At 72.0% G+C, this 23,665-nt stretch carries 23 protein-coding genes and 1 tRNA gene; 9 read left to right on the top strand and 15 right to left on the bottom strand.

The features are described 5' to 3' along the window. The first annotated feature begins 125 nt into the window (after nt 1-125). Nucleotides 126-722, top strand: a complete 597-nt coding sequence (locus OG349_RS23715; RefSeq protein WP_327236514.1) for a histidine phosphatase family protein — start codon at nt 126-128, stop codon at nt 720-722. Nucleotides 723-757: 35 nt separating this feature from the next. Here the strand turns inward: OG349_RS23715 and OG349_RS23720 are convergent, their stop codons facing one another. Beyond that, nucleotides 758-2,095: a tetratricopeptide repeat protein gene (locus tag OG349_RS23720; protein WP_327236515.1), complete on the bottom strand. Its 1,338-nt coding sequence runs from the start codon at nt 2,093-2,095 to the stop codon at nt 758-760. A 229-nt stretch (nt 2,096-2,324) separates the two neighbouring features. Between OG349_RS23720 and OG349_RS23725 the strand changes: the two genes are divergently transcribed. Continuing rightward, nucleotides 2,325-2,726 carry a hypothetical protein gene (locus OG349_RS23725; protein WP_442806300.1) on the top strand — a complete coding sequence of 134 codons (402 nt, stop codon included), beginning with the start codon at nt 2,325-2,327 and terminating at the stop codon, nt 2,724-2,726. A gap of 123 nt (nt 2,727-2,849) precedes the next feature. Next, nucleotides 2,850-3,713 carry a spermidine synthase gene (locus tag OG349_RS23730; RefSeq protein ID WP_327236516.1) on the top strand — a complete coding sequence of 288 codons (864 nt, stop codon included), beginning with the start codon at nt 2,850-2,852 and terminating at the stop codon, nt 3,711-3,713. A gap of 16 nt (nt 3,714-3,729) precedes the next feature. On the opposite strand, the gene OG349_RS23735 is transcribed toward OG349_RS23730, so the two are convergent. Continuing rightward, nucleotides 3,730-4,302 (bottom strand): hypothetical protein, encoded by a 573-nt coding sequence (locus tag OG349_RS23735; RefSeq protein ID WP_327236517.1) that lies wholly within the window; start codon nt 4,300-4,302, stop codon nt 3,730-3,732. A gap of 78 nt (nt 4,303-4,380) precedes the next feature. On the opposite strand from OG349_RS23735, the gene OG349_RS23740 reads away from it, so the two are divergent. Further along, on the top strand, nt 4,381-5,085 hold the full coding sequence (locus tag OG349_RS23740) for a response regulator transcription factor (RefSeq protein ID WP_327236518.1): 705 nt from the start codon (nt 4,381-4,383) through the stop codon (nt 5,083-5,085). Continuing rightward, on the top strand, nt 5,082-6,497 hold the full coding sequence (locus OG349_RS23745) for a HAMP domain-containing sensor histidine kinase (protein ID WP_327236519.1): 1,416 nt from the start codon (nt 5,082-5,084) through the stop codon (nt 6,495-6,497). Before OG349_RS23740 ends, OG349_RS23745 begins: the two co-directional genes overlap by 4 nt. A 294-nt stretch (nt 6,498-6,791) precedes the next feature. On the opposite strand, the gene OG349_RS23750 is transcribed toward OG349_RS23745, so the two are convergent. The 5 genes from OG349_RS23750 to OG349_RS23770 form a co-directional block, all read right to left on the bottom strand. Beyond that, nucleotides 6,792-7,637, bottom strand: coding sequence for a carbohydrate ABC transporter permease (locus OG349_RS23750; RefSeq protein ID WP_327236520.1), 846 nt, complete (start codon nt 7,635-7,637; stop codon nt 6,792-6,794). After that, complete coding sequence (locus tag OG349_RS23755; RefSeq protein WP_327238693.1) at nt 7,634-8,608, bottom strand: carbohydrate ABC transporter permease; 975 nt, start codon at nt 8,606-8,608, stop codon at nt 7,634-7,636. Before OG349_RS23755 ends, OG349_RS23750 begins: the two co-directional genes overlap by 4 nt. Nucleotides 8,609-8,720: 112 nt before the next feature. Then, nucleotides 8,721-10,007, bottom strand: coding sequence for an extracellular solute-binding protein (locus OG349_RS23760; RefSeq protein ID WP_442806412.1), 1,287 nt, complete (start codon nt 10,005-10,007; stop codon nt 8,721-8,723). Between the two features lie 218 nt (nt 10,008-10,225). Beyond that, nucleotides 10,226-10,546, bottom strand: a complete 321-nt coding sequence (locus tag OG349_RS23765; RefSeq protein WP_327236521.1) for a hypothetical protein — start codon at nt 10,544-10,546, stop codon at nt 10,226-10,228. 38 nt (nt 10,547-10,584) lie between these two features. After that, entirely contained in the window at nt 10,585-10,905 is a 321-nt protein-coding gene (locus OG349_RS23770; RefSeq protein WP_327236522.1) for a hypothetical protein, read from the bottom strand. Between the two features lie 108 nt (nt 10,906-11,013). Here OG349_RS23770 and OG349_RS23775 point away from each other — a divergent pair, with 108 nt between their 5' ends. Then, nucleotides 11,014-11,772: a GntR family transcriptional regulator gene (locus OG349_RS23775; RefSeq protein WP_327236523.1), complete on the top strand. Its 759-nt coding sequence runs from the start codon at nt 11,014-11,016 to the stop codon at nt 11,770-11,772. A gap of 111 nt (nt 11,773-11,883) precedes the next feature. On the opposite strand, the gene OG349_RS23780 is transcribed toward OG349_RS23775, so the two are convergent. From OG349_RS23780 to OG349_RS23805, 6 genes are all read right to left on the bottom strand, one after another. Then, a complete protein-coding gene (locus OG349_RS23780) occupies nt 11,884-12,990 on the bottom strand; it encodes a methyltransferase domain-containing protein (RefSeq protein ID WP_327236524.1) in 1,107 nt (368 codons plus the stop codon). A 291-nt stretch (nt 12,991-13,281) separates the two neighbouring features. After that, on the bottom strand, nt 13,282-14,493 hold the full coding sequence (locus tag OG349_RS23785; RefSeq protein WP_327236525.1) for a helix-turn-helix domain-containing protein: 1,212 nt from the start codon (nt 14,491-14,493) through the stop codon (nt 13,282-13,284). A 104-nt stretch (nt 14,494-14,597) separates the two neighbouring features. Next, nucleotides 14,598-14,670 (bottom strand) — tRNA-His (locus OG349_RS23790). A gap of 92 nt (nt 14,671-14,762) precedes the next feature. After that, the gene (gene orn, locus OG349_RS23795; protein ID WP_327236526.1) at nt 14,763-15,365 is read right to left on the bottom strand and encodes an oligoribonuclease; all 603 of its coding nucleotides are present in this window, start codon (nt 15,363-15,365) and stop codon (nt 14,763-14,765) included. Nucleotides 15,366-15,389: 24 nt separating this feature from the next. Next, the gene (locus OG349_RS23800) at nt 15,390-16,610 is read right to left on the bottom strand and encodes a GlxA family transcriptional regulator (protein WP_327236527.1); all 1,221 of its coding nucleotides are present in this window, start codon (nt 16,608-16,610) and stop codon (nt 15,390-15,392) included. 387 nt (nt 16,611-16,997) lie between these two features. Next, entirely contained in the window at nt 16,998-17,552 is a 555-nt protein-coding gene (locus OG349_RS23805) for a hypothetical protein (RefSeq protein ID WP_327236528.1), read from the bottom strand. A gap of 310 nt (nt 17,553-17,862) precedes the next feature. Between OG349_RS23805 and OG349_RS23810 the strand changes: the two genes are divergently transcribed. Together OG349_RS23810 and OG349_RS23815 are read left to right on the top strand one after the other, a co-directional pair. Next, nucleotides 17,863-18,384: a universal stress protein gene (locus tag OG349_RS23810; RefSeq protein WP_161306639.1), complete on the top strand. Its 522-nt coding sequence runs from the start codon at nt 17,863-17,865 to the stop codon at nt 18,382-18,384. Nucleotides 18,385-18,595: 211 nt separating this feature from the next. Further along, nucleotides 18,596-19,174: an acetate uptake transporter gene (locus tag OG349_RS23815; protein WP_327236529.1), complete on the top strand. Its 579-nt coding sequence runs from the start codon at nt 18,596-18,598 to the stop codon at nt 19,172-19,174. 211 nt (nt 19,175-19,385) lie between these two features. On the opposite strand, the gene glmS is transcribed toward OG349_RS23815, so the two are convergent. Together glmS and OG349_RS23825 are read right to left on the bottom strand one after the other, a co-directional pair. Further along, nucleotides 19,386-21,215 carry a glutamine--fructose-6-phosphate transaminase (isomerizing) gene (gene glmS, locus OG349_RS23820; RefSeq protein WP_327236530.1) on the bottom strand — a complete coding sequence of 610 codons (1,830 nt, stop codon included), beginning with the start codon at nt 21,213-21,215 and terminating at the stop codon, nt 19,386-19,388. Between the two features lie 45 nt (nt 21,216-21,260). Beyond that, a complete protein-coding gene (locus OG349_RS23825; RefSeq protein WP_327236531.1) occupies nt 21,261-21,536 on the bottom strand; it encodes a hypothetical protein in 276 nt (91 codons plus the stop codon). Between the two features lie 233 nt (nt 21,537-21,769). Between OG349_RS23825 and OG349_RS23830 the strand changes: the two genes are divergently transcribed. Next, nucleotides 21,770-23,404, top strand: a complete 1,635-nt coding sequence (locus tag OG349_RS23830) for a beta-N-acetylhexosaminidase (protein ID WP_327236532.1) — start codon at nt 21,770-21,772, stop codon at nt 23,402-23,404. The last annotated feature ends 261 nt before the right edge of the window (nt 23,405-23,665 follow it).

Genomic DNA, 23,665 nt, shown 5'->3' on the forward strand with positions numbered 1-23,665 from the left:
GGATCAACGTTCGACAACATCACCTTCTCCCCGAAAGAGGACGCCGATATCCCCCTGGGGGTTGCCCAATGTTCAGGTACGCGATGATGGGGCGGCACCCGTTGAGAACTCCAGGGAGAGCCCCGATGGCACCGCGCGTCCTGCTGGCCCGGCACGGCCAGACGGCCTGGTCACTTTCCGGCCGCCACACCGGCAGGACGGACATTCCGCTCCTCGACGAGGGCAGGCGCGGCGCCGCGCTGCTGGGCGAACGCCTGCACCGCGCGCCGTGGTCCGGACTGGCCGGCGCGGAGGTCCGTACCAGCCCGCTGGTCCGCGCGAGCGAGACGTGCGACCTCGCCGGGTTCGGGGAGCGCGCCACGGAGTGGGACGCGCTGATGGAGTTCGACTACGGCGCGTACGAGGGGCTGACCCCGGCCGAGATCAAGGCCGCGCGCCCCGACTGGTTCATCTGGCGCGACGGCGTCCCGGACGGCGAGAGCCTGGCGCAGGTCGCCGCCCGCGCGGACGAGGTGGTCGCCTGGGCACGGTCGGCCGACCGTGACGTGCTGGTCTTCGCCCACGGCCACATCCTGCGGACGATCGGCGCGCGCTGGCTGGGCGAGGACGTGTCGTTCGCGGCCCGCATACGGTTGGACCCGACGTCCGTGTCCGTCCTGAACTGGGCGTACGGCAGCCCGGCGATCGAGGTCTGGAACGACACGGCGCATCTGGTGGGCTGACCCGGACCCCCTGCGTGTTGCATCGCCCCGTGGCGCTATATCGCCGCGTGCCGCTCCAGGAACGCCGCCACCTCCGGCGACCGCCGCCGTGGCAGCAGCAGCCGGGCCGTCACCGCCAGCATCCCCTGGATCCGGGACGACTGGACCTCGTCCAGCAGGTCGAGCACCTGCCGCCCCGCCGCCGCGGCCTCGTCGGGCCGGCCCGCGCGCGCCAGGTCCGTGGCCAACTCGGCCCGGTAGAGCGCGAGATTGCGGGTGAAGTGCGGATTCTGGAGTACGGAGGCGCGGTACGCGTGCCGGGCCGCCCGGGACCAGTCGCCCAACGCCGCGTGGCACTGCGCCTCCAGGGCCTCCAGCTCCGGTTCGCCGAAGAAGGACATCCACTCGGGGTCCGCGTCCGAGGGGCCGCTGTCGAAGAGCGTGTGGGCCTGGGACAGGGCCTGTTCACAGTTCGAACGGTCCCCGAGCCCCGCCCAGCCGCCCGCCTCCCGCAGGGCCAGCAGCGACAGCAGCCGGGCGGACGACAGGTGCTTGGCCGCGCCCCGGCCGGCCTGCGCGGCCCGTAACGCCTCCCGGTACCGGCCCGAATCCCGCGCCAGGAACGACGTGTTGCAGAACGCGTGCGCCTCCAGCGCCGGGTCGCCCGCGACCCGCGCGGTCGCGAGCGCCTCCGCGTAGTGCGAGCGGGCGTCGTCGAAGCGTCCCGAGTCGTGCGCCAGCCATCCTACGGAGATCGACAACTCGCCCGCGCCGGAGTGCAGCCGGTCGACGGTGGACTGCCGGGTCGCCGTCCCCGCGTCGAGCAGCGCGTACGCGCCGCGCAGCGGCAGCGCCGCCTGGCGGTAGAGCCCGTCGGCGCCGTGCCGGTCGTCCAGCAGGCGGATGCGCCGTACCGCCGCCTCGACGGCGGCCACTTCGGTGTCACCGATCCTGCGCGGGGCGGGGATCGAGGGCGCGGCCGCGGCGGCCGTACCGCCGAGGCCCAGGGTCGCGGCGGCCATGGTGACGGAGCCGCTGGTCATGAATGCGCGACGCAGCACGTCGCTCTCCTCGCTGATCTCGCTGTGTCCCGGGTCGTGGGCGGACTGCTCCACGGGTACCCGCGCCGCCCGGCCGCGAACGTGCTCGCGGGCCGTGAAGCCCAGGTCGGTCAGGGTCAGCCCGGGGAACATGTGCAGGAAGACCCGTTCGTACGCGTAGTTGGGGCAGCGGATCTCACCCGCTTCCACCCGACCGATATAACGTGCGTCGCACGCGACGTGTTCACCGATCTCCCGGGCGGCCCTGCGCACGGCCGCGGCGAACTCCCCCGGCGAGCGCTGTCCGCGCTGCCGGCGGAAGGGGAGGTTGGGAACTGCCCGAGACGACGCCATGGCCGAGCCCTCTCCTGTGCTCCGGTGGTCCGGCGGGCAAGAACGTACCTCCTGGGACGGGGGGCACATACGGTGTTTGCCTACAAAGGGGATATCTCACCCACGATCTGCCATGAACTGCCATCCTTTGCGGCGGTGTGCCTCCGTAGCTGTTGACGCCGGCGGACGTTGAACCCTATGGAGACCGCGGAGACGTTCAACGCGTCTCCGCTCGACGAGGAGGGTTCCCTTGTTAGGTGGAGGTCGGTATGGAGACCGGTACGCGCCCGAGCACGACGGCGGCGAGGCGCTGGACCTGGTGACGGTCCCGGCCCGGCAGGGTCTTGAGGCGGTGGACATCCTCCGGCGCGGGGCCACGCCGTCCGTGGGGCCCGTCCTGCACGACGGCTCCTGTCACACCCTCGGCTTCCTCGTGCCGCCCGGTACGGCGGAGGAGTGGGACGTCCCCGGCAGCGCCTGTACGCGGACGGGCGGGCGCGGTCCGCGCACCCCCGCCGAGGAGCCGCCGGTCACCGGAACGGGCTGGCTGCTGCCGCCGGAGGCCTCCGACCCCGTCACGGACCCGGCGGTCCTGCGCGCGGCGCTCGGCGAGGCGGCGAGACTCATCGAGGCGGCGGACCGCTGCCGTTAGGGGTGTCCTGGCCGGCACCGGGACACCTGTCCCGCACCCGGCGACACCCGTCCCACACCCGGCGCAGGGGCCCGCACCCCCGCCGGATCTCCGCATGTCCGCCACGACCCCGATACTGGGGGGATGGCCAGGAACAGGCGGGGCGGACGGGGTACGGTCGAGACGGTGACCGCACCGGTCGACGGCGGCCTCGCCGAGCTCGTACCGGACCGGGAGCGCCCCCGCGCCTGGACGCTGCTCATCGACGGCGCCCCGCAGTCCCACGTGGATCTGGACGACCCCGCCCACCTGTCCTTCGCGTACCAGCGCATACTCGGCCATGTCGCCGACCTCGTGGCCCCCGCCCACCGGCCCCTGCGCGTCCTGCACCTCGGCGGCGGGGCTTTCACCCTCGCCCGGTACGTCGCCGCCACCCGGCCCCGCTCCACCCAGCAGGTCGTGGAGGTCGACTCGGCCCTCGTCCACCTCGTCCGTGAGCACCTCCCCCCGGACCCCCAGGCCCGGATCAAGGTCAGGTCCGCCGACGCCAGGGCCGGTCTCGGGAAGGTGCCGGACGGCTGGGCTGACCTGGTGATCGCCGACGTGTTCGGCGGAGCCCGTACCCCCGCGCACCTCACCAGCGCCGAATTCCTGACGGAGGTACGGCGGGTCCTCGCCCCGGACGGCTGCTACGCGGCCAACCTCGCCGACGGGCCTCCTCTCGCCCATCTGCGCGGCCAGATCGCCACCGCCGCCTCGCTGTTCGGCCATCTCGCGCTGGCCGCGGACCCGACGGTCCTGCGGGGCCGCCGCTTCGGCAACGCCGTACTCCTCGCGTCCGACCGGGAGTTGCCGGTCCCGGAACTGACCCGCCGCATCGCGGGCGACCCGCACCCCGGCCGGGTCGAACACGGCCGCGCCCTCAGGGACTTCACCGGCGGAGCCGCCGTCGTCACCGACGCGAACGCCAAGCCGTCCCCGCCGCCGCCCGCGGGCACCTTCTCGTAAGCCCTCGGGGCCGCCCTCAGCGGTCGTCGAACTCCACCAGCGGCGGGTGGTCGTGCCAGGTGCAGAAGACCGACACCTCCCGGCCGTCCCGGGTGAACGTCACCCGGATCCAGGTCGGCTGCGTCCACACCTGCATCTGCCACCCCGAGTCCGGCGTCGCCGACACCAGCTCCGCCGCGGCCTCACCGATGTCCAGGACCACCCGGCCCCCGTCGACCGCGTAACTCTTCACGTTGCCCTGGGGCGCGGGCGAGGACGGCGCCGCCGCGGGCTTCGAGGCCGGGCCGCCGTAGCTCTGCGACGGAACGGGAACGGGAGTGAACGTGAGCGTCGGGGACGGCTTCGCGGACTCCTCCGGCTTCCGTGCCGAGGGGGACGGCGGCGACGGGGACGGACTCGGCGGGCGGTGGGTGGAGGACACGACCGGCCGGGCGCCCTGCGTCGTCGCGCTGTCCTTGCCGATCGGCACCGCGCGCGGCGGGTCGTACGCCGTCCCCGCCATCACCGTGTGGACACCCCACCACGACAGCGTGACGGCGGCGCCGGTCGCGAGCGACCACGCAATGGCATGTATGAGTCCGATACGCATCGGGGCCCATGGTGCACCACCGGGGGTGCGACGGGGAACCGCCTGCCGGTATCCCCCGAATGGCGTACGGTGCCGCCCATGCCCAGTGTGCTCGTGGTCGAGGACGACCAGTTCGTACGCTCCGCCCTCATCAGGCACTTGACCGAGGCCTCCCACACCGTACGCAGTGTCGGGACGGCCCTGGAGGCGTTGCGCGAAGTGGCCCATTTCCACTTCGATGTGGTCATTCTCGACCTCGGCCTGCCCGATCTCGACGGGTCGGAGGCGCTCAAGATGCTGCGCGGCATCACCGACGTACCCGTGATCATCGCCACAGCCCGGGACGACGAGACCGAGATCGTACGGCTCCTCAACGACGGCGCCGACGACTATCTCACCAAACCCTTCTCCGTCGAGCACCTGTCGGCTCGCATGGCGGCCGTCCTGCGCCGCTCCCGCGCCACCTCGGGCGAGGCCGCGTCCCCCCGCGTCATCCGGGTCGGCGGCCTCGCCATCGACCCGCTGCGCCGCCAGGCCGAGCTGGACGGCACCCGGCTCGACCTCACCCGGCGCGAGTTCGACCTGCTGACCTTCCTCGCCGGGCGCCCCGGTGTCGTCGTACCCCGCAAGGAACTGCTCGCCGAGGTCTGGCAGCAGTCCTACGGCGACGACCAGACGATCGACGTCCACCTGTCCTGGCTGCGCCGCAAACTGGGCGAGACGGCCGCCCGGCCCCGCTACCTGCACACCCTGCGGGGTGTCGGCGTGAAGCTCGAACCCCCGGCCACGGAGCGCCCCGTATGAGGTGGGCACTGATCAAGGTCTCCCTCGCCGTCACCGTGATGGTCGTCATCGCCTTCGCCGTACCGCTGGGCATGGTCATCAAGGAGATGGCCAGGGACCGGGCCTTCACCAACGCCGAACGGCAGGCCGCCGCCATCGGCCCCACCCTCTCCATCACCTCCGACCGCGACCAGCTCGATCGCGCGATCGCCTCCACCCAGGCCGGCGCCGACGGCAAGATGGCCGTCCACGTCCCGCCCTCCGGCGAACCGGGCAGCCTCCCGCTGGAGCTGGGCACCCGCCGGGCCGCCGAGAAGGACCTGGCGACCGTACGGCGGCTCGGCCGCGCCTCCATCACCGACGTCCCCGGCGGCTTCGCGCTGCTCCAGCCGACCGCCCTCGGATCGAGCCTCGGCTCCAACTGGATCGCCATCGTGGAGGTGTACGTCCCCGAGCCGGAGGTCTCCAACGGGGTCACCACCGCCTGGCTCGTCCTCGCAGGCGTGGGCATCGCGCTCATCGTCGGCTCGGTGACCGTCGCCGACCGCCTCGGCCTGCGCATGGTCGAGCCCGCCCAGCGGCTCGCGGGCGCCGCCCACGCCCTGGGGGAGGGCAAGCTCGGCGTCCGCGTCCCCGAGGAGGGACCGCCCGAACTGCGCTCCGCCGCCGTCGCGTTCAACTCCATGGCCGACCAGGTCGTCCAACTCCTCGCCAACGAGCGAGAGCTGGCGGCCGACCTCTCCCACCGGCTGCGCACCCCGCTGACCGTGCTGCGCCTGAACGCCGCCTCGCTGGGGGAGGGGCCCGCCGCCGACCAGACCAGAGCGGCGGTCGCCCAGCTGGAGCGCGAGGTCGACACCATCATCCGTACCGCCCGCGAATCCACCTCCCACACGGTCGCCCACACGCCCGCCGTGGGCTGTGACGTCTCCGAAGTCGTCCGGGAGCGCATGGACTTCTGGTCGGCGCTGGCCGAGGACGAGGGCCGGAAGGTACGGCTCGCGGGGGTCGGCGCGCCGATCCGCATCCCGGTCGCCCGCCCCGAACTCACCGCCGCCCTGGACGCGTTGCTCGGGAACGTCTTCCGGCACACGCCGGAGGGCACCGCGTTCTCCGTGGACGTGCACAACGGCGAGGACGCGGTGATCGTCCTCGTCTCGGACGCGGGCCCCGGCATCGCCGACCCGAAGGCCGCGCTCGTACGGGGCAACAGCGGCGGCCGGGAGGGCTCCACGGGCCTCGGCCTGGACATCGTGCGCCGGGTCGCGGAGTCGACCGGTGGGGACGTACGGATCGGGCGGTCCGTGCTCGGCGGCACGGAAGTACGGATCTGGATCGGGCGCGAGGGATGGCGCCCCGCCCGCGAGCCGCGCGGCCACCGGCTGCGCGGGAGGAAACGCGGCACGCCGGGCCGCCGGGGCGCCGACGTCTGACCTTCCGGGCACCTCCACCCACCGATCGGTCTTAACCGGCCCCCATGCCTTCCTTAAGGGCGCCCTAAGAACCTCGACCACCGCCCCGAACAGGCCTTTTGTCGGTATCGGAGCGGCTAGCGTGCGTAAGCGCCGTCCCCCCTCGACCGCCCGCCGCTCCCCCCGACCGCCCCCGTCCCCCTCGACCAACCCCCCCAAGGCTGCCCCCACCAGCCGCCCCGCGCGTCCCGGCCGGATCCCCGAACCCCCCACCCGGCCGGGGCGCGCTTCGTACCGCCACCACGCGGGGTGGGGTCAGCCCTTGACCGCGCCCTGCATGATCCCGCCCACGATGTGCCTGCCGAAGAGCACAAACGCCAGCAGCAGCGGCAGGGTGCCGAGCAGCGCGCCCGCCATGATCACCGACTGGTCGGGGATGTAACCGCGGCCGAGCCCGGTCAGCGCCACCTGCACGGTCGGGTTGCCGCTCTGCGTCAGCGCGATGATCGGCCAGAAGAAGTCGTTCCAGGCCATCACGAACGTCAGCATCCCCAGCACCGCCATCGCCGGCCGCGCGGCCGGGAAGACGACGTGCCACATCACGCGCCAGCTGCTCGCGCCGTCCACCCGGGCCGCCTCGATCAGCTCGGTGGGCAGCGCCCCCGTCAGGTACTGCCGCATGAAGAACACCCCGAAGGCGCTGACCAGGCCGGGCAGGACGACGGACTGGAGCCGGTCCGTCCAGGACAGTTCGGCGATCAGCAGGTACAGGGGGACGACGCCGAGCTGCGGTGGCACCATCATCGTGCCGATCACCAGGGCCAGCAGCGCGTTCCGGAAGCGGAAGCGCAGCTTGGCGAAGGCGAACCCGGCGAGCGTCGAGAAGAACACCGTCCCCGCCGCGACGCTGCCCGCGACGACGGTCGTGTTGACCAGGGCCGTACCGAGGTTCGCGTCGGTCCAGGCGATCTCCAGGTTCTTGAGGAGACGGCCGCCGAACCAGAACGGCGGCGGTGTCTGCGCGAGCCGGCCGCTGGTACGGGAGGCCGCGACCGCCGTCCAGACGAGGGGGAAGAGCGACCCGGCGGCGAAGAGGATCAGCACGGCGTGCGCGACCCGGCCGCCGGTCGGCTGCCGCATTCCCCCGGTCGTACGGTTCATCGCTTGCCTCCTCCGGCGATCCGCCGGGCGACCAGCCAGTTCACCGCGCCGACCGCCAGCAGGATCAGGAACATCGCCCAGGCGATCGCCGAGGCCCGGCCGAGATGGAGATTCACCCAGCCCTGCTCGTACAGGTAGAGCCCGAGGGTCTGGTACTGGTGGTTCACCCCGCCCGTCGCGCCCGCGCCGCCGTTGAAGAGCAGCGGCTCCCCGAACAGCTGGGTGGCGCCGATCGTGGAGACCACACAGGTGAAGAGGATGGTCGGCCGCAGCGACGGCACGGTCACATGGACGAACTGCTGCCACCGGGAGGCGCCGTCCAGGGCCGCCGACTCGTACAGGTCGCCGGGAACGGACTGCATGGCCGCCAGATAGATCAGGGCGTTGTAGCCGGTCCACCGCCAGACGACGATCGTGGAGACCGCGATCCGGGAGGTCCAGTCGCCGTTCTGCCAGTCGACCGTGTCGAGACCGGCCGCTCCCAACGCCCAGTTGACCAGCCCGTGGTCGCGGCCGAAGAGCAGCACGAAGACGAGGGTCGCGGCGGCGACCGAGGTGGCGTACGGGGTGAGCACGGCGACCCGGAAGAACGCCGAGCCGCGCAGGCGGTGGTGGAGCAGGTGCGCGAGGCCCAGGGCGATCAGCAGCTGCGGGACGGTGGAGAGCAGCCCGATGGTGACGGTGTTGGCCAGCGCGTTCCAGAAGAAGTCGTCGTCCAGCAGCCGCGAGAAGTTGCGCAGGCCCACCCACTCCATGTGGTCGGGCGCGGTGAGTTCGACGCGGTGGAGCGCGGCCCAGCCGGTGTAGAGCAGGGGGAAGAGCCCGAAGACGGCGAAGAAGGTGAAGAACGGGGCGACGAAGACGTACGGGCTCCAGCGCAGGTCACGTCGGTGCCGGCGGCTGCGGCGGGCGCGCCGCCGCTCATCGCGGAGGTCGGCGTGTCCGGCTCTCGGGGGAGCGGCGGCGGACACGTCACCGGCAGGCACCTCACCGGCGACGGGCGCTTCCCCGGCGACCGGCCCTCCACCGGCGACCGGCGCCTCGCTCGTCACAGGTCACCGGCGCTCAGGGCGCTTCCCACGGTCACAGGTCCAGCGCGTTGTCGATGGCCTTCACCGCGGCGTCCCAGCCGTCCTCCGAGGACGTGCCCTTCTGGTCGACCTGGAGCATCCCGACGTCGGACAGGTTCTGGGCGATGATCAGATCCTTCGGTCCGACGATCTGTACGGGGACGCCCCGCGCCGCCTCGGAGAAGATCCGCCCGATGGGCGCGTTCCCGAAGTACGGGTGCCGGGCGCCGGCCACCACGGGCAGCGCGTACGCGGCCCGCGCGCTCGGGAAGCTGCCGCGCTCGGCGAAGAGCGTGGCCTGCTGGGCGGGGGCGGTCAGCCAGGCGGCCAGCGCGGCGGCCTCCTTCGTACGGCGGCCGGTCCTGGGCACCACGAGGAACGAGCCGCCCCAGTTGCCGGGACGGGGCGCGGCGGCCACGTCCCACCGGTTACGGCCCGCCGCCCCGGACTTGTCCTGGATGTAGCCGAGCATCCAGGCGGGGCAGGAGACGGTGGCGAAGGACGCGTTGGCGAACCCCTGGTCCCAGGCGGGCGTGAACTGCTGGAGCTTGGCGGTCAGGCCCGAGGCCGCGAACCGGGCGGCGGTGCGCCAGGCGTTCCGTACCGTCGCACTGGTCCGGTAGACGACCTTGCCGCGCCGGTCGTAGAAGCGGTGCGGGTCGCTGCCGGTCACGGCGGCCATCACCCCGCTCGCCGAGTCCACGAAGGCCGTGCCCCGGGGCGCGTTCGCCCGGTACCGCTTGCCGGTGGCCAGGTACTTGCCCCAGTCTCCCGCCCACAGCCGCCCCACGGCCGCGCGGCCGGTGGGCAGGCCGGCCCGGGCGAAGAGGTCCTTGCGGTAGCAGATGGCCTGCGGCCCGATGTCGGTGCCGAGGCCGAGGGTCCTGCCCCGACGGTCCGTGGCCTGCGCCCACTTCCACGGCAGGAAGGCGCCCCGGTCCACACCCGCCGCCGCGCCGAGGTCGACGAGCTTGCCGGACTGGGTGGCGGTGACCTCGGCGATGTTGCTGACCTCGACGGCCTGGATGTCGGCGAGTCCGCTCCCGCTGCCCAGGTGGGTGAGGAGCTGGGGGTAGTAGTTCTCGTTGCGCTGGATGGACGTCTGCTTGATCGCGATGTCCGGACGGAGCGTCATGTACCGCTCGTAGAGCCCGGCTTCCTCGAACCCGAAGGCCCCGAAGACCCCGACGGTGAGGGTGGTCCGCCCGTCGGACGCCCCGCCTCCGCACCCGGCCGCCGCCCCGGCCCCGAGGACGCAGACGATCCCGAGGACGGCCGCCCGACGGGACGTACGGCTGATCCGGAAGCCCTTGCCGAGCCGGATGCCCTTGCCGAGCCGGAAGTCCTTGCCGAGCCGGCGCACACGATCCTCCCGCGCTACGGAGGTACGGGCACGGGGACCCCGCACCTTGCGCGCAGCGTCGCGGCTGTCCACCGGCGGGTCAAGGAACCGGGCGGGGGCCGACCGCAAAGATCATCCCCTGGGACCACGCCACGCGGTCCCGCCCCCGAGGCGGGCTACACGGGCGGGGTGCCGGGCGGGGAGGGTGCCGGGGGCGGGCTGGGCAGGGCGGGCCCGGGGTTCGGCGGGGTCTGCGGCGTACCACCGCCGTGCTTGCCGTCGTCCACCCTGACCAGACGGGTTGTCAGCTTGTAGATCCCGAGCGGCGGGAACAGGTCGACGCGTCGCGGGTAACCCCCCTGCGCGCACGGCACGCACAGCAGGGCCCGGCCGTCGGCATCCGTACGGACGGCACCGACCGGGGCGCGCCAGCAGGCCTCGCAGGTACGGACGTCCGTCTCCGACAGGGATGCCGATAACGCGACGGTGACAGTCATGGGTGGTTCCTCCCGTTCTCGTGGATGGGGAAGCGCGGTCACAGATCCGCCTCACGATCGAGCCCGGCGTCGGTCTCCACCGCGGCCTCACCATCGACGCCGGACTCCCCTCCCACCTCGACCTTCCGGTCCAGCTCGGCCCAGACGGTGTCGCCGTCGTCGGTGTGGGTGTGTCCGTACCGGTCGGCCGTCGCGAGGGCGGCGAGGATCGCGTTCCGCGTGGCCGGGCTCAACTGCTCGGGGAGGTCGGCCTCGATCCGCACGGCACCGGCCTCGGTGCCGGTGGTCCGCGGCTCGCCGCCGGTCGCGGCGGCGAGCATGCCGACCAGCGCGGCCGCCTGGATGTCCACAGTGGGCACAGCCCTCCCCTGGTGAGCGCTCGATCACGCCTCGTAATGCTGAGTATTCAGCTTCACCTGATGGGTTAGCTTTGTCAATGTCGACGCACACCACCCGGAGCCGCCCAAATGCCACGAGAGACGCCGTACTTGCAGGTCGCTGACGCTCTGCGTACCCGCATCAAGGCGGGCGAGTGGACGCTGGGCGAGAAGCTGCCCAGCCGGGCCCGCTTCGCCGAGGAGTACGGAGTCGGCCAGTCCGTGGCGCAGCGCGCGATGGAGCGCCTCATCATCGAGGGACTCCTGGAGGGCCGCGCCGGGTCGGGAACGTACGTCCGGCGCCCGCGCGAGCGCCTGCGCATGATCCGCTCCCGCCGCCGGGAACGCCGTAACGGCAGCCCGTTCCGCGCGGACATGGAGGAACAGCGCCGTTCCGGGACGTGGGATTCCCGCAGCAACGCCCGCGTACCGGCCCCCGAGCGCATCGCCGAACGCCTGGCCATCGAGCCGGGGGACCTCTGCGTCCACACCGCGTACGAGTTCCTGGGCGACGGGCTGCCGGTCCAGCTGTCCGAGTCCTGGGAACCGATGGCCATCACCGACGGCACACCGATCGTGCTCCCCGAAATGGGCCCGCACGCGGGGGCCGGCGTGGTGGAACGCATGCGCTCGATCGGCGTCGACATCGACACCGCCGTAGAACTCCCCCGCCCGGCCCGCGCCACCCAGGAGCAGGCCAACCTCCTCGGCATCTCGGTGGGCGACCTCATCACGGAGATCGAGCGCACGTACTACGACACCGACGGCCGCCCGGTGGAAACGGCGGACATCACCATCGCGGACGTCCGCTACGAGATCGCCTACGAAATCGCCATCGACCCCACCTGAACACCGCCCCTGGGACGCGACGCGATCGGCGTACCGCTGTCGGACCGTACACGCGCGTAGGCCCCGGCCGGCGTCACGCGGGACGACGTCGGCCAGGGCCAGGTGTTTCTGTTACGCGGCCGCGATCACCGTTCGAGGCGAGCGCAGCCAGACTTCTTGGCCGGACGGCGTGACGGTCAGGCCGAAGCTGTCGCCGTCCGGCTGTCCGAGGGCCGCGTACTCGGCGTACACGGCCTCGACCTCGGCCCACAGGTTCCGCTCGCCGTACTCCCACACCGACTCGCCGGTGGCGGCGACGGCCGCCGAGCCGGTTGTGTCCTGGAGCCAGACCGTCGCCGCGGTGCCGGTCTCGGCGTGGGACATGGTGACGCCCGGCAGGCGGGCGCCCGCGTACAGGGCGAAGCCGAGGTTGAGCAGCTGACCGGGGTCGGTCACGGCCTCCGAGGACCGTGCGGTTCCGCTGTCCACCGGCCCCGCGTCGGGCAGCCGGTGGGACCGCATGGGCATGTACGACGCGCCGCCCCGGAACGGCCCCCGCGCGATGCCGCCGTCCTGTACGGACAGCCGCACCAGGGCGCCGCTCCAGAAGGCCCGGGCCAGCGGGGCGACGACGATGCCGCCGGGTGCGACCTGCCGGACCAGCGCGTGCGGGATGTGCCGTAGCGCGCAGGTGGAGATCAGACGGTCGTACGGAGCGTCCTCCGCCCACCCTTCCGCACCGTCGCCGACGACCAGCCGGGGCGAGAGGCCGTGGTCCGCGAGGGTGTCGGCCGCCTGCTGGGACAGCGCCGCGTCGATCTCGACACTGACCACCCGGTCGCTGCCGAGCCGCTCGGAGAGCAGCGCCGCGACGTACCCGGTGGCCGTGCCGATCTCCAGCACCCTGTCGCCGTCCCGGACGTCGAGGAGCTGGAGCATCCTGGCGACCATGGACGGCTGGGAGTTGGACGAGGTGGCGACGCCGGGCCCGTCCGGCTGCCCGTCGTCCACCTGCGTCACGACAGGCTGGTCGGAGTGGACGAGGTCCCACCAGTCCGGCCCCCGTACGACGGGCACGCACCGCTCCTGGTCCTGCCGCCAGGCGTGATGGGGGATGAAGCGGTCCCGGGGGAGCTTCTCCCACACCTCACGCCAGCGGGCGGAGAGGAGACCCCTCCGCGCGAGTCCGTCCACCAGTCCGGCATACCCGTCCGTCTTCACCCGCGTGGTGTCAGTCACGCATCACTTCCCTGATCGGCGGCCGTGCCCGCACCGGACTTCGCCGGTCCGGACCCGTCCGGGCTCGGGGTGGGCGCGGGCGGCGTCCACGGCTTGTCGGAGGGCTCGCCACGGTGCTTGCCGTCTTCGGCCATCTGAATCGCCTTCTTCCTGGATCGATGCGGGGGCACCCGGGACCGGTGCCACGTCCGGGTGACCACGCTAAGTGCTCGCGTGGTCACGATCCAGTGACAGAGTGTGCCAGTCGGTCCGTCAACTGCGGCTCGTGCAGGACGTGTTGTCCTACCCGGCTCAGTGGGCCGGGTCGACGCCGAGCCGTGCTGCGAGCGACCGGAGCGGTGTGTTCTTCCGGCGCTCCGTTTCGAGCATTTCCCGGACGGTGGCCGCGGCGAGAGTCTGGAGACGGATCCACTCGGGTTGCTCGGCCTCGATCTCGAGGAGGGTCTTCAGCGCGCCGTCACTGTCGCCGGTCTGGTATCGCGCCTGCGACACATCAACGCGGTGGGACGCTGCGTGGATCGGCCGGGTAATGGCCTCCACGTCGACACGGGCGGACAGCCGCAGCGCCTCGGCCGGCTCGTTGTCCTGCCCCGCGAGCGCGACGTTGACCTTCTGTGTACGGACGTCGGTGACGGAGAACGCCGACCCGTACATCCTTACGGGTCCGCTTCTCGTCGCGGCGCTCTCGGCGAGGTTCAGCAGCTCCAGTGCGCCCTCCCGGTTCCCGCCGCGCGCGGCGGGGGTGGCCGCCGAGATGAGCAGGTTGCCGTACACGGCGTACTGCTCGGGTGCCGCCCGCCGGATCGACGGCTCCAGAGAATCCGCCTTCCGCTCGGCCACGGCCCGCGCCTGTTCCCAGCGTCCCTGGCGCAGCAGCACCCACGACAGGGTGGACACGCCCATGCCCTCCATGAGCGGGTCGCTTGCCTTCCGGGCGGCAGCCAGCTGCTTCTCCACGGCGGCGAACGCCCAGTCCGGGTGCCCTGCCTGCGTCGCGAAGCACGCGGCCAGTTGGTAGGCGAGGGCAAGTTGTCGCCAGACGCGTTCGGTGGGTGTCTCGCGGGCCACGGCCCTGCCGTCGCGGAGCAACAGGGGAAGCGTGTTCGAGAGGTCCGAGTAGTGGCCGCTCCAGTAGGCGTTGACCGCCTCGTCCACCGAGGTGACCCACGTCGTCTCGTCGGGTGGGTCCTCGAGATCGTCGGCGGCCCGGAGTCCGGGCAGCGAGCCCACGTCCTGGATCGCGTCCCGGAGTGCGATCAGCCCTCCATCGCCGGCCCGGTCCCGCGTCACCACGGCGGGCTGTCCCAGCAGGCGTTCGAGCGGGACATCGAGGGCGCGGGCGATCGCACGCAAGGTGTTGATGCGCGCCGTCAGCCGTCGGTTCCGCTCCAGCTTGCGAATCGTGTCGACGGAGACGCCGGCCTGCTCGGCGAGCGCCTCTTGGGTGCGGTCACGGAATTCTCGCAAGCTGCGAATGCGGTCGCCGATGGTTGTGGCGTCCATGTGTACCCCCGCCGGAGAGTCAGGCCTCCACGGTACTGCCGGCGGCAAAGCCGGATACGACGAAGGCCCGACCTGTTTTCACAGATCGGGCCTTTGCCGACAAGGGTGAGTAACGGGACTCGAACCCGCGACATCCTGGACCACAACCAGGTGCTCTACCAGCTGAGCTATACCCACCATGCCCGGTCTTTTTCCCTGACCGGCCGAGAAAAAGTGTACAGGGTCCGCGAGGGTGCTCGCGCCCGCTTTTCTGCGAGGTCGCGGCGGGGTCAGTCCGCCTTGAGTACGTGCTTCGCGGCGATCTGCTTGGCCGTTTCCGAGTCCGGGCCCGGCTGCGGGACGAAGACCGCCTCGCGGTAGTAGCGCAGCTCCGCGATGGACTCGCGGATGTCCGCCAGGGCGCGGTGGTTGCCGCCCTTCTCCGGGCTGTTGAAGTACGCCCGGGGGTACCAGCGGCGTGCCAGCTCCTTCACCGAGGAGACGTCCACGATCCGGTAGTGGAGGTAGCCCTCCAGCGCCGGCATGTCCCGCAGCAGGAAGCCGCGGTCGGTGCCGACCGTGTTTCCGCACAGCGGCGCCTTGCCCGGCTCCTTGACCTGCTCGCGTACGTACGCCAGCACCTGCTCCTCGGCGGCGGCCAGCGTCGTGCCGGCCGCCAGCTCGTCGAGCAGGCCCGAGGTGGTGTGCATCTGCCGTACCACCTCGGGCATGGTCTCCAGCGCCCGGTCCGGCGGGCGGATCACGATGTCCACCCCGTCACCGAGCACGTTCAGATCCGAGTCGGTGACCAGGGCGGCCACCTCGATCAGTGCGTCTTCCGTCAACGAGAGCCCGGTCATCTCGCAGTCGATCCACACCATGCGGTCGTTCATGGGCCTCACCCTACGGGGCGCACCCTACGGAGCGCTCCGCTGGCCGGGCAGACTCGGACGTCCCGGACCCGCCGCGTACAGGTCGGAACCCGGTTTTCCCTGGTCCGCCACCGGTGACGACGCCGACGCGTGACCGGGTGCCCCGGCCGCCGCGGCGGTCCGCCGGGACTGCGCGGACGCCTGCGCCGGTACGACCGGCTCCGTGACCCCGTGCGGCCCCGGCTCGCCCTGCGGGCGGCGCGCCCGGTAGGCGGAGCGGTAGGCCGCGGGGGAGGACCCCAGCTGCCGCCGGAAGTGGCCGCGCAGCGCCACGGGGGAGCGGAAGCCGCAGCGGCCCGCCACCTCGTCGACCGAGTAGTCCGAGGTCTCCAGCAGCCGCTGGGCCTGGAGCACCCGCTGCGTGATCAGCCACTGGAGCGGCGCGCTGCCGGTGAGCGAGCGGAACCGCCGGTCGAAGGTCCGCCGGCTCATGTACGCGCGGGCCGCGAGCGTCTCCACGTCGAACTGCTCGTGCAGATGCTCCAGCGCCCAGGCCACCACCTCGGCCAGCGGGTCGGAGCCGATCTCCTCCGGCAGCGACCGGTCGAGATAGCGCTCCTGGCCGCCGCTGCGCCGCGGCGGCACCACCAGCCGGCGGGCCAGCGCGCCCGCGGCCTCCGCGCCGTGGTCCGTCCGGACTATGTGCAGACACAGATCGATTCCGGCCGCCGTGCCGGCGGACGTGAGCACGTCCCCGTCGTCGACGAACAGCTCGCGCGGGTCCACATGGACGGACGGATACCGCTTGGCCAGCGTCGGCGCGTACATCCAGTGGGTGGTGGCCGGCCGGCCGTCCAGCAGACCGGCCGCCGCCAGCACGAACGCGCCGGTGCACAGACCCACGATCCGCGCGCCCTCCTCATGCGCCCGGCGCAGCGCGTCGAGCGCTTCCGGGGGCGGTGGTGAGGTGATGGACCGCCAGGCCGGTACGACCACCGTGCCGGCTCTGCTGATGGCCTCCAGGCCGTACGGCGCGCTCAGTTCGAGTCCGCCGGTGGTCCGCAGCGGTCCTTCCTCTCCGGCGCAGACCAACAGGCGGTAGCGCGGAACCCCGGCGTCCTGGCGGTCGATTCCGAACACGGAGAGGGGGATGGAACTCTCGAAGATGGGCCCACCGCTGAAAAGCAGCACGGCGACAACTTCCCGGCGCCTGCGCCCGGAAAGCTTCCGTGCCGACTCCGGCGCGGCAGTGGAGTCCTGGCTCATGTCGCTAAGCCCCCCTCGGTGTTCGCGTCTCCCCGTTCTTGTCGGGCCTCTCGCTCCTGCACGATTCCCCTCGGTTCTGCACGGGTCCCCAGCCTTGGATCCTCATGATCGAATCTACTGTGTCCCGTGGTGCCGGCGTGACAAGTTCTCCCACCGGCGTTATGTCGACAAGGCAACTTGGCGCGAAGCATTCGATCACGAAGCGTTCCACTCGCGGGCCGCGCAGGGAAGTGGGCCTCGCGCGCATGGCCCGTCCCCGTAGGGTGCGGAGGGCCGGTTCAGTCCTTTCTTCCCAGGTGGCAAGGGGGTTGACAGGCCTTTTCGCCAAGGCTTCGGTTCATGTGCAAAGTTGGCCGAAAAGCGATGGGTGTGTCTGTGCGAAGACCATCAGTCTCCCGGCGCACTCCCCTCACACGCGCGTGAGCCCCGGTGCGCCCCCTGTCGGCCACGGGACCGTCGGCTTCCGGCCGTTCCGTACATTCCGGGCGCATGTGCCGCATCGCCTTCCCGGGCGGTACGGGCCTCCCCGTCCCGTACGTCGTCCGCCCCCGCGGACGCCCCCACCGACGCCCCCGCGTCCGCCCCCGCCTCCTCGGCGCACGGCCGCGCCGCCGTCCGCTCCGACCGCCGCAGCAGGAGCCGGCAGACGGCGGCCACGGCGGCGAGACCGAACGCCGCCGAGGCGGTCCCTCCGAAGGACGTCCCGTAGACGGTGAGCACGACAGGGACCAGCAGGCAGCTGAACACCGCCCAGCGGAGGAGATCGTCCGCCGCCTCGGCGGGGGGCCGGGCGGACGCCGGGGAGCGCGGCGGGCGCGGGGCGTCCTCGCGGACCGCGCCGGGGGCGTGGCCGGACGCGCGGCCGGGGGCCGGCCCCGGGCTCCCGGCGGGCGCCTCGGCGGACACCCGAACGGATGACGTGACGGTCGACGGTGCGGGCACGGGAGCTCCTTGGCGGCGGCGGCGTGGCCGATGGCCAACGAGGAGCGCGCCCCTCCGGTCACTCCGCCCACTCCGCTGGACAGCTGTAGATGCCATCCGGCGTTGCGATCCTGGGCGCCCTCGTGCATGCTCCCTGAAACGCCGCGTAAGGGGCTGCGAACTCTGTGCACCAGAGGAGTGTCGCCGTACCCTTGGGGGTATGGAGTTGGGAAGATGATTCCCGGACACAGGACACAGATCCGTCACATGCTCCGCACGCCACGCCACTTGTTGATCCTTTCCCAAGAGGACCTCTTTCGCCGAGACGCCCATGGCCGGTCACGAAATCCCTGAACCCGCGGACCGCAAGCAGGTAGCCGACCCCGTGTCGGACCCGCTGGCGGTGGAACAGACGCGCGCCTCCTGCGATCCCGCCTTCCGGCACGGAGTGGTCGTCGGCTTCGACGGCTCCACCTCCAGTGAGCGGGCGCTCGCGTACGCCATCGGCATGGCCCGGCGGCTCGGCTCCGGCCTGATCATCGTTCATGTCGCCAACAGGCTCCCGACCACGGTCTGGGCGGGCTGTGAGCCGCCGGTGTTCGTGGACGTTCCCGACCACCGCACCGAGGTGCTCGGCCTCGAACTGGCCTGCGCGGACTATCTCGCCGAGGTGCCCTGGATCCTGGTGGAGCGCGGCGGTGACATCTGCCACGAGTTGGAAGAGGTCGGCCAGGAGTACTCGGCGGACGCGATCGTGGTCGGGTCGACGCACGGCATCGTCGGGCGGATCTTCGGCTCGGTGGCCGGCCGGCTCGCGCGGCGCGCGCAGCGGCCCGTGGTGGTCATCCCGTAAGCCGTGGTCCGGTACGCCGTGATCGTCCGGGCCGTCGTCCCGCGAAACCGCCTGTTCTTCCCGCGTCGAGCGCCCAGAAACGCTGATCGTCCGTCAACTTCCTTGCCCCCGGCGTGAATTTACTCACTCCGAGAGGTGGATTGCGCCCTTGCGAAGGGTACATAACGGTCGCTGGGACAACAGCACCCGCACTTCGTGAAGGGAGCCCGCCGTGGACAATGACGTCTCCGCGGGAAGCGCAACCTCAACTTCGGTTCTCGGCCATCTCGCGCTGGGACTCACCCTGCTGGCCTTCGGAATCGGCCTCACCGACGTGGTGGACGGGGTGACGGCGGCCGACGCCGTCACCCTCGCCCTGTACGTCGGCGGGGTCGCGCTCTTCGTCGCGGGTCTGTTCGCCTTCCGGGCGGGCGACTCGTTCACCGGTACGGCCTTCGCGGGCCTCGGCGCCTTCTGGTTCACCTGGGGCACCGGCGCGGGCGAACAGGTCTCCGCGGACGCGGCCGGACTCTTCCTGATCCTGTGGGCGCTCCTCGCCCTCAGCCTCACCATAGGCGCCGCGGGCTCGGGCCCGCTCGTCCAGGGCACGTACGGTCTGCTGACCGTCGCGCTGCTGCTGCTCGGGGTCGCCCAGTTCGCGGACAGCGGAGGCCTGGCCAAGGTCGGCGGCTGGCTCGCCGCCCTCGCGGGCCTGGCGTCCTGGTACGGCGCGACGGCCGCGCTCGCCAAGTGGCCCACCGCCCTCCCGCGTCGACGCGCTGCCGGCCGGGGTGTGACGGCCGCCGGCTGAGGATCTGACGGTCCTTGAGGGCCCGACTGTCCTTGAGGACCTGACTGTCCTTGGGCAGCGACGAGGGCCGGCGCCGGGCGTCGCCGGCCCTCCGCTCCTGGCGCGCCCGGCACGTGAGGGCGCGTCAGGAGAAGCTCCGTAGACCCCCGAACAGCACCGGACACACCGGCAGGCGCGCCTACTCCACGCCTCCTCCACGCCTGCCGCGCGCCTACTCCACCGTCACCGACTTCGCCAGGTTCCGCGGCTTGTCGATGTCGCGGCCCAGCGCCAGCGCCGTGTGGTACGCCAGCAGTTGGAGCGGGATGCCCAGCAGGATCGGGTCCAGCTCCGTCTCGTTCTTCGGCACGATGATGGTGTGGTCGGCCTTCTCCTGCGGCTGGTGCGCCACCGCCAGGATCCGCCCGTCCCGCGCCTTGATCTCCTCCAGCGCCGCGCGGTTCTTCTCCAGCAGGTCGTCGTCCGGCACGACCGCCACCGTCGGCATCGCGGGCTCGATCAGCGCGAGCGGACCGTGCTTCAGCTCGGAGGCCGGATACGCCTCGGCGTGGATGTACGAGACCTCCTTGAGCTTCAGCGACGCCTCGCGCGCCACGGGATAGCCCCGTACCCGCCCGATGAACATCATCGACCTGGAGTGCGCGTACTCACCGGCCAGCTTCTCGATGTCGCCCTCGGTCGCGAGGATCTCGGCGATCTGGGCGGGCAGCTTCCGCAGCCCCGCGATGATCCGCTTGCCGTCGGCGACCGACAGGTCGCGGATCCGGCCCAGGTGCAGCGCCAGCAGGGCGAAGGAGACCACGGTGTTGGTGAAGCACTTGGTCGAGACGACGCAGACCTCGGGGCCCGCGTGGACGTACACCCCGCCGTCCGTCTCCCGGGCGATCGCCGAACCGACGACGTTCACGATCCCCAGCACCCGCGCGCCCTTGCGCTTGAGCTCCTGGACGGCGGCCAGCACGTCGTACGTCTCGCCGGACTGGGACACCGCGACGTACAGGGTGTCGGGGTCGACGACCGGGTTGCGGTAGCGGAACTCGGACGCCGGCTCCGCGTCCGCCGGGATCCGGGCCAGCTCCTCGATCAGCTGCGCCCCGATCATGCCCGCGTGGTACGACGTGCCGCAGCCCAGGATCTTGATCCGCCGCACCCCGCGCGCCTCACGGGCGTCGAGGTTGAGCCCGCCCAGGTGGACGGTGGAGAACCGGTCGTCGATCCGGCCGCGCAGCACCCGGTCGACCGCCTCGGGCTGCTCCGAGATCTCCTTGTGCATGTACGTGTCGTGGCCGCCCATGTCGTACGACTCGGCCTCCCACTCCACGGTGGTCGGCGTCGCGGACGTACGGGAGCCCTCGGTCGTGTACGTACGGAAGTCGTCGGCCTTGAGGGTGGCCATCTCGCCGTCGTCGAGGGTGACGACCTGGCGGGTGTGGGAGACGAGCGCGGCGACGTCGGAGGCGACGAACATCTCTTTCTCGCCGATGCCGAGGACGACGGGGGAGCCGTTGCGGGCGACCACGATGCGGTCCGGGAAGTCGGCGTGCAGCACGGCGATGCCGTACGTGCCCTCGATCAGCCGGAGGGCCTGGCGGACCTTCTCCTCCAGCGTCTCGGCCTGCGAGCGGGCGATCAGGTGCGTCAGGACCTCGGTGTCGGTCTCGGAGGCGAACACCACCCCGTCGGCCTCCAGCTTCACGCGCAGCTCGGAGGCGTTGTCGATGATGCCGTTGTGGACGAGCGCGACCTTGCCCTCGGCGTCCAGGTGGGGGTGCGCGTTGTCGTCGCTGGGGGCGCCGTGGGTGGCCCAGCGGGTGTGCGCGATGCCGGTCGTACCCGCGAACCGCTTGGGGACCCGGGCCTCCAGCTCACGGACGCGGCCCTTGGCCTTGACCATCCGCAGCGTGGCCGCCTTGCCCGTGGCCGGCTTGCCGGTGATGACGATGCCGGCGGAGTCGTACCCCCGGTACTCCAGCCGCTGCAAGCCCTCCAGCAGCAGCGGTGCGACATCACGCTTTCCGATGTAACCGACGATTCCGCACATGACAGTCTCTGCCCCTCCTGATTGCGTGGTCCGCCCGGACAGCACCTATCCGTAGACGATGCGGCGCAGCTGCCGGAGCGAGAGCTCCGGCGGTGCCACCGCGCGGTACGGCAGCTCGGCCGCGATCCGCTCGAAGATCTCCGCGTTCACGGCGCCCCCGGCCTGCATCTCCCGGTGGCGGCGGCGGACGTAGTCCTCGGTCGTCTCGTCGAAGTAGGCCAGCACGTCGAGGATCACCCGGGCGGCCTCACCGCGCTGGAGCGCGGTGCTGCGGACCAAGTGGTCGATGAGGTCGTCGTGCGACGGGCGTCGTTCGAGCACCCGTTGATACTGCTGGTGTGCGCCGCCGTACGCAACATTTCTGCCCGAATTCGGGCAGGAAGTGGTCGGAGTCGCCCGGGAGCGGTGTCGGGCTGGCGCAGCAGGGCGTCTTGACCGCCGTAGCCGCGGGCGGGTCCCATGGGGAGGTTCGGCCGTCCGCACCCCCACAGGTGAGTACCTCGTCGCCCTGTCGAAGGGACACCTTTGTGAGACAGCACAGAACGTTCTTCCGCATGTTCGGATCGCTCCTGCTGGTCGTGGCCGCCGGGATCTCCTCCGTCGCCGCCGCGCCGGCGCCCTCCGACCGGCCCGCCTCCCCGACCCCCACCCCCACGCCCACCCCCCGCTCCCTCGGAGACGTCGTCCCCGTACCGGCGTCCGTCCGGCCGGGCGGCTCGCCGTACACGATCACCCCCTTCACCTGGATCGGGGTCGTCGCGGGCCCCGGGCAGGCCAAGGCCGCGCGTACGGTCGGCTCGTACCTGGCCGGCGTCCTGCGCCCCTCCACCGGATACGCCCTGCCGGTCGTCCCCGACCTCGGGCTCGGCCCCGGAGGCGGTGTCCGGCTGCGGCTGGGCGCCGGCTCCGGCGACCGGAGCCTCGGTGAGGAGGGCTACCGGCTGGAGTCCGGGCGTACCGGCGTCACGATCACCGCGTACCGCCCCGCCGGGCTCTTCCACGGCGTGCAGACCCTGCGCCAGCTGCTCCCCGCCACGGTCGAGAGGAGCAGCCGGCAGAGCGGCCCGTGGACGGTCGCGGGCGGCACGATCACGGACACGCCTCGGTACGCGTACCGCAGCGCGATGCTCGACGTCTCGCGGCACTTCTTCACGGTCGGTCAGGTCAAGCGCTACATCGACCAGTTGGCGCTCTACAAGATCAACACCCTCCATCTGCACCTCTCCGACGACCAGGGGTGGCGGATCGCGATCGACTCCTGGCCACGGCTCGCGACGTACGGCGGGTCCACCCAGGTCGGCGGTGGCGCGGGCGGCTACTACACCAAGGCGCAGTACCGCGAACTGGTCGCGTACGCGGCCTCGCGCCACCTGGAGGTCGTCCCGGAGATCGACATGCCGGGCCACACGAACGCGGCGCTCGCCTCGTACGCGGAACTGAACTGCGACGGCGTCGCGCCGCCGCTCTACACCGGCACCCAGGTCGGGTTCAGCTCGCTGTGCGTGCCGGAGGCGGTGACGTACGACTTCGTGGACGACGTGGTCCGCGAACTGGCCGCGCTCACCCCCGGCCGTTACCTCCACATCGGCGGCGACGAGACGCACGCCACCAGCCACGAGGACTATGTGACCTTCATGGAGAAGGCGCAGGCCGTCGTGGGGAAGTACGGCAAGACGGTGGTGGGCTGGCACGAGCTGACCGGCGCGCACCCCGTCGAGGGCGCGGTCGCGCAGTACTGGGGCCGCGACCGTACGAGCGCGGCGGTGCGCGAGCAGGTCGCGGCGGCGGCGAGGAGCGGCACCCGGCTGGTCCTCTCCCCGGCGGACCGGGTGTACCTGGACATGAAGTACGACCCGTCGACCGTGCTGGGCCAGACGTGGGCCGGGTACATCGAGGTGGACCGGGCGTACGACTGGGATCCGGCGACGTATCTCGCCGCCTCGGGGGTGCCGGCGAGCGCGATCCTCGGCGTGGAGGCGCCTCTGTGGACGGAGACGCTCTCGACGAGTGACCACTTGGAGACGATGACGTTCCCGAGGCTCCAGGGGGTGGCCGAGCTGGGCTGGTCCCCGGCGGCGACGCACGACTGGTCCGCCTTCAAGGTGCGGCTGGCGGCGCAGGGGCCCCGGATGACGGCCCTGGGGATCGACTACTACCGCTCGCCGCTGGTGCCGTGGCCGGCGGAGTGAGGGGTCTCACTGGTCCGACTGATTCGACTGATTCGACTGGTCTGGCGGCTCTGGCGGCTCTCGTCTGAGGAGGGCAGGGCGCCGGGGGTTCGGTCCGAGAACCCCCGGCGCCCGTCCGGCTCCCCCCGAAGCCGGGGCGTCGCCCCCCGGCGTCGTGTCATCGCCACCCCCGCCAGCACGACCACCATGCCGGCGACCCCCCGGAGCCCGAGATCCTCGCCGAGCACCAGCGCGCCCAGCAGGACGGAGACCACCGGCAGC

Origin of the sequence: Streptomyces sp. NBC_01317, from assembly GCF_035961655.1 — a bacterium.
In the GTDB taxonomy this organism is placed as follows: Bacteria; Actinomycetota; Actinomycetes; order Streptomycetales; family Streptomycetaceae; genus Streptomyces.

What these genes read in the sequence shown, in the direction of transcription:
- OG349_RS23715 (WP_327236514.1), top strand. Translation starts at nt 126, where the DNA reads ATGGCACCGCGCGTCCTGCTGGCCCGGCACGGCCAGACGGCCTGGTCA.
- OG349_RS23720 (WP_327236515.1), bottom strand. Translation starts at nt 2,095, where the DNA reads ATGGCGTCGTCTCGGGCAGTTCCCAACCTCCCCTTCCGCCGGCAGCGC.
- OG349_RS23730 (WP_327236516.1), top strand. Translation starts at nt 2,850, where the DNA reads ATGGCCAGGAACAGGCGGGGCGGACGGGGTACGGTCGAGACGGTGACC.
- OG349_RS23735 (WP_327236517.1), bottom strand. Translation starts at nt 4,302, where the DNA reads ATGCGTATCGGACTCATACATGCCATTGCGTGGTCGCTCGCGACCGGC.
- OG349_RS23740 (WP_327236518.1), top strand. Translation starts at nt 4,381, where the DNA reads ATGCCCAGTGTGCTCGTGGTCGAGGACGACCAGTTCGTACGCTCCGCC.
- OG349_RS23745 (WP_327236519.1), top strand. Translation starts at nt 5,082, where the DNA reads ATGAGGTGGGCACTGATCAAGGTCTCCCTCGCCGTCACCGTGATGGTC.
- OG349_RS23750 (WP_327236520.1), bottom strand. Translation starts at nt 7,637, where the DNA reads ATGAACCGTACGACCGGGGGAATGCGGCAGCCGACCGGCGGCCGGGTC.
- OG349_RS23765 (WP_327236521.1), bottom strand. Translation starts at nt 10,546, where the DNA reads ATGACTGTCACCGTCGCGTTATCGGCATCCCTGTCGGAGACGGACGTC.
- OG349_RS23775 (WP_327236523.1), top strand. Translation starts at nt 11,014, where the DNA reads ATGCCACGAGAGACGCCGTACTTGCAGGTCGCTGACGCTCTGCGTACC.
- OG349_RS23785 (WP_327236525.1), bottom strand. Translation starts at nt 14,493, where the DNA reads ATGGACGCCACAACCATCGGCGACCGCATTCGCAGCTTGCGAGAATTC.
- orn (WP_327236526.1), bottom strand. Translation starts at nt 15,365, where the DNA reads ATGAACGACCGCATGGTGTGGATCGACTGCGAGATGACCGGGCTCTCG.
- OG349_RS23800 (WP_327236527.1), bottom strand. Translation starts at nt 16,610, where the DNA reads ATGAGCCAGGACTCCACTGCCGCGCCGGAGTCGGCACGGAAGCTTTCC.
- OG349_RS23810 (WP_161306639.1), top strand. Translation starts at nt 17,863, where the DNA reads ATGGCCGGTCACGAAATCCCTGAACCCGCGGACCGCAAGCAGGTAGCC.
- glmS (WP_327236530.1), bottom strand. Translation starts at nt 21,215, where the DNA reads ATGTGCGGAATCGTCGGTTACATCGGAAAGCGTGATGTCGCACCGCTG.
- OG349_RS23830 (WP_327236532.1), top strand. Translation starts at nt 21,770, where the DNA reads ATGTTCGGATCGCTCCTGCTGGTCGTGGCCGCCGGGATCTCCTCCGTC.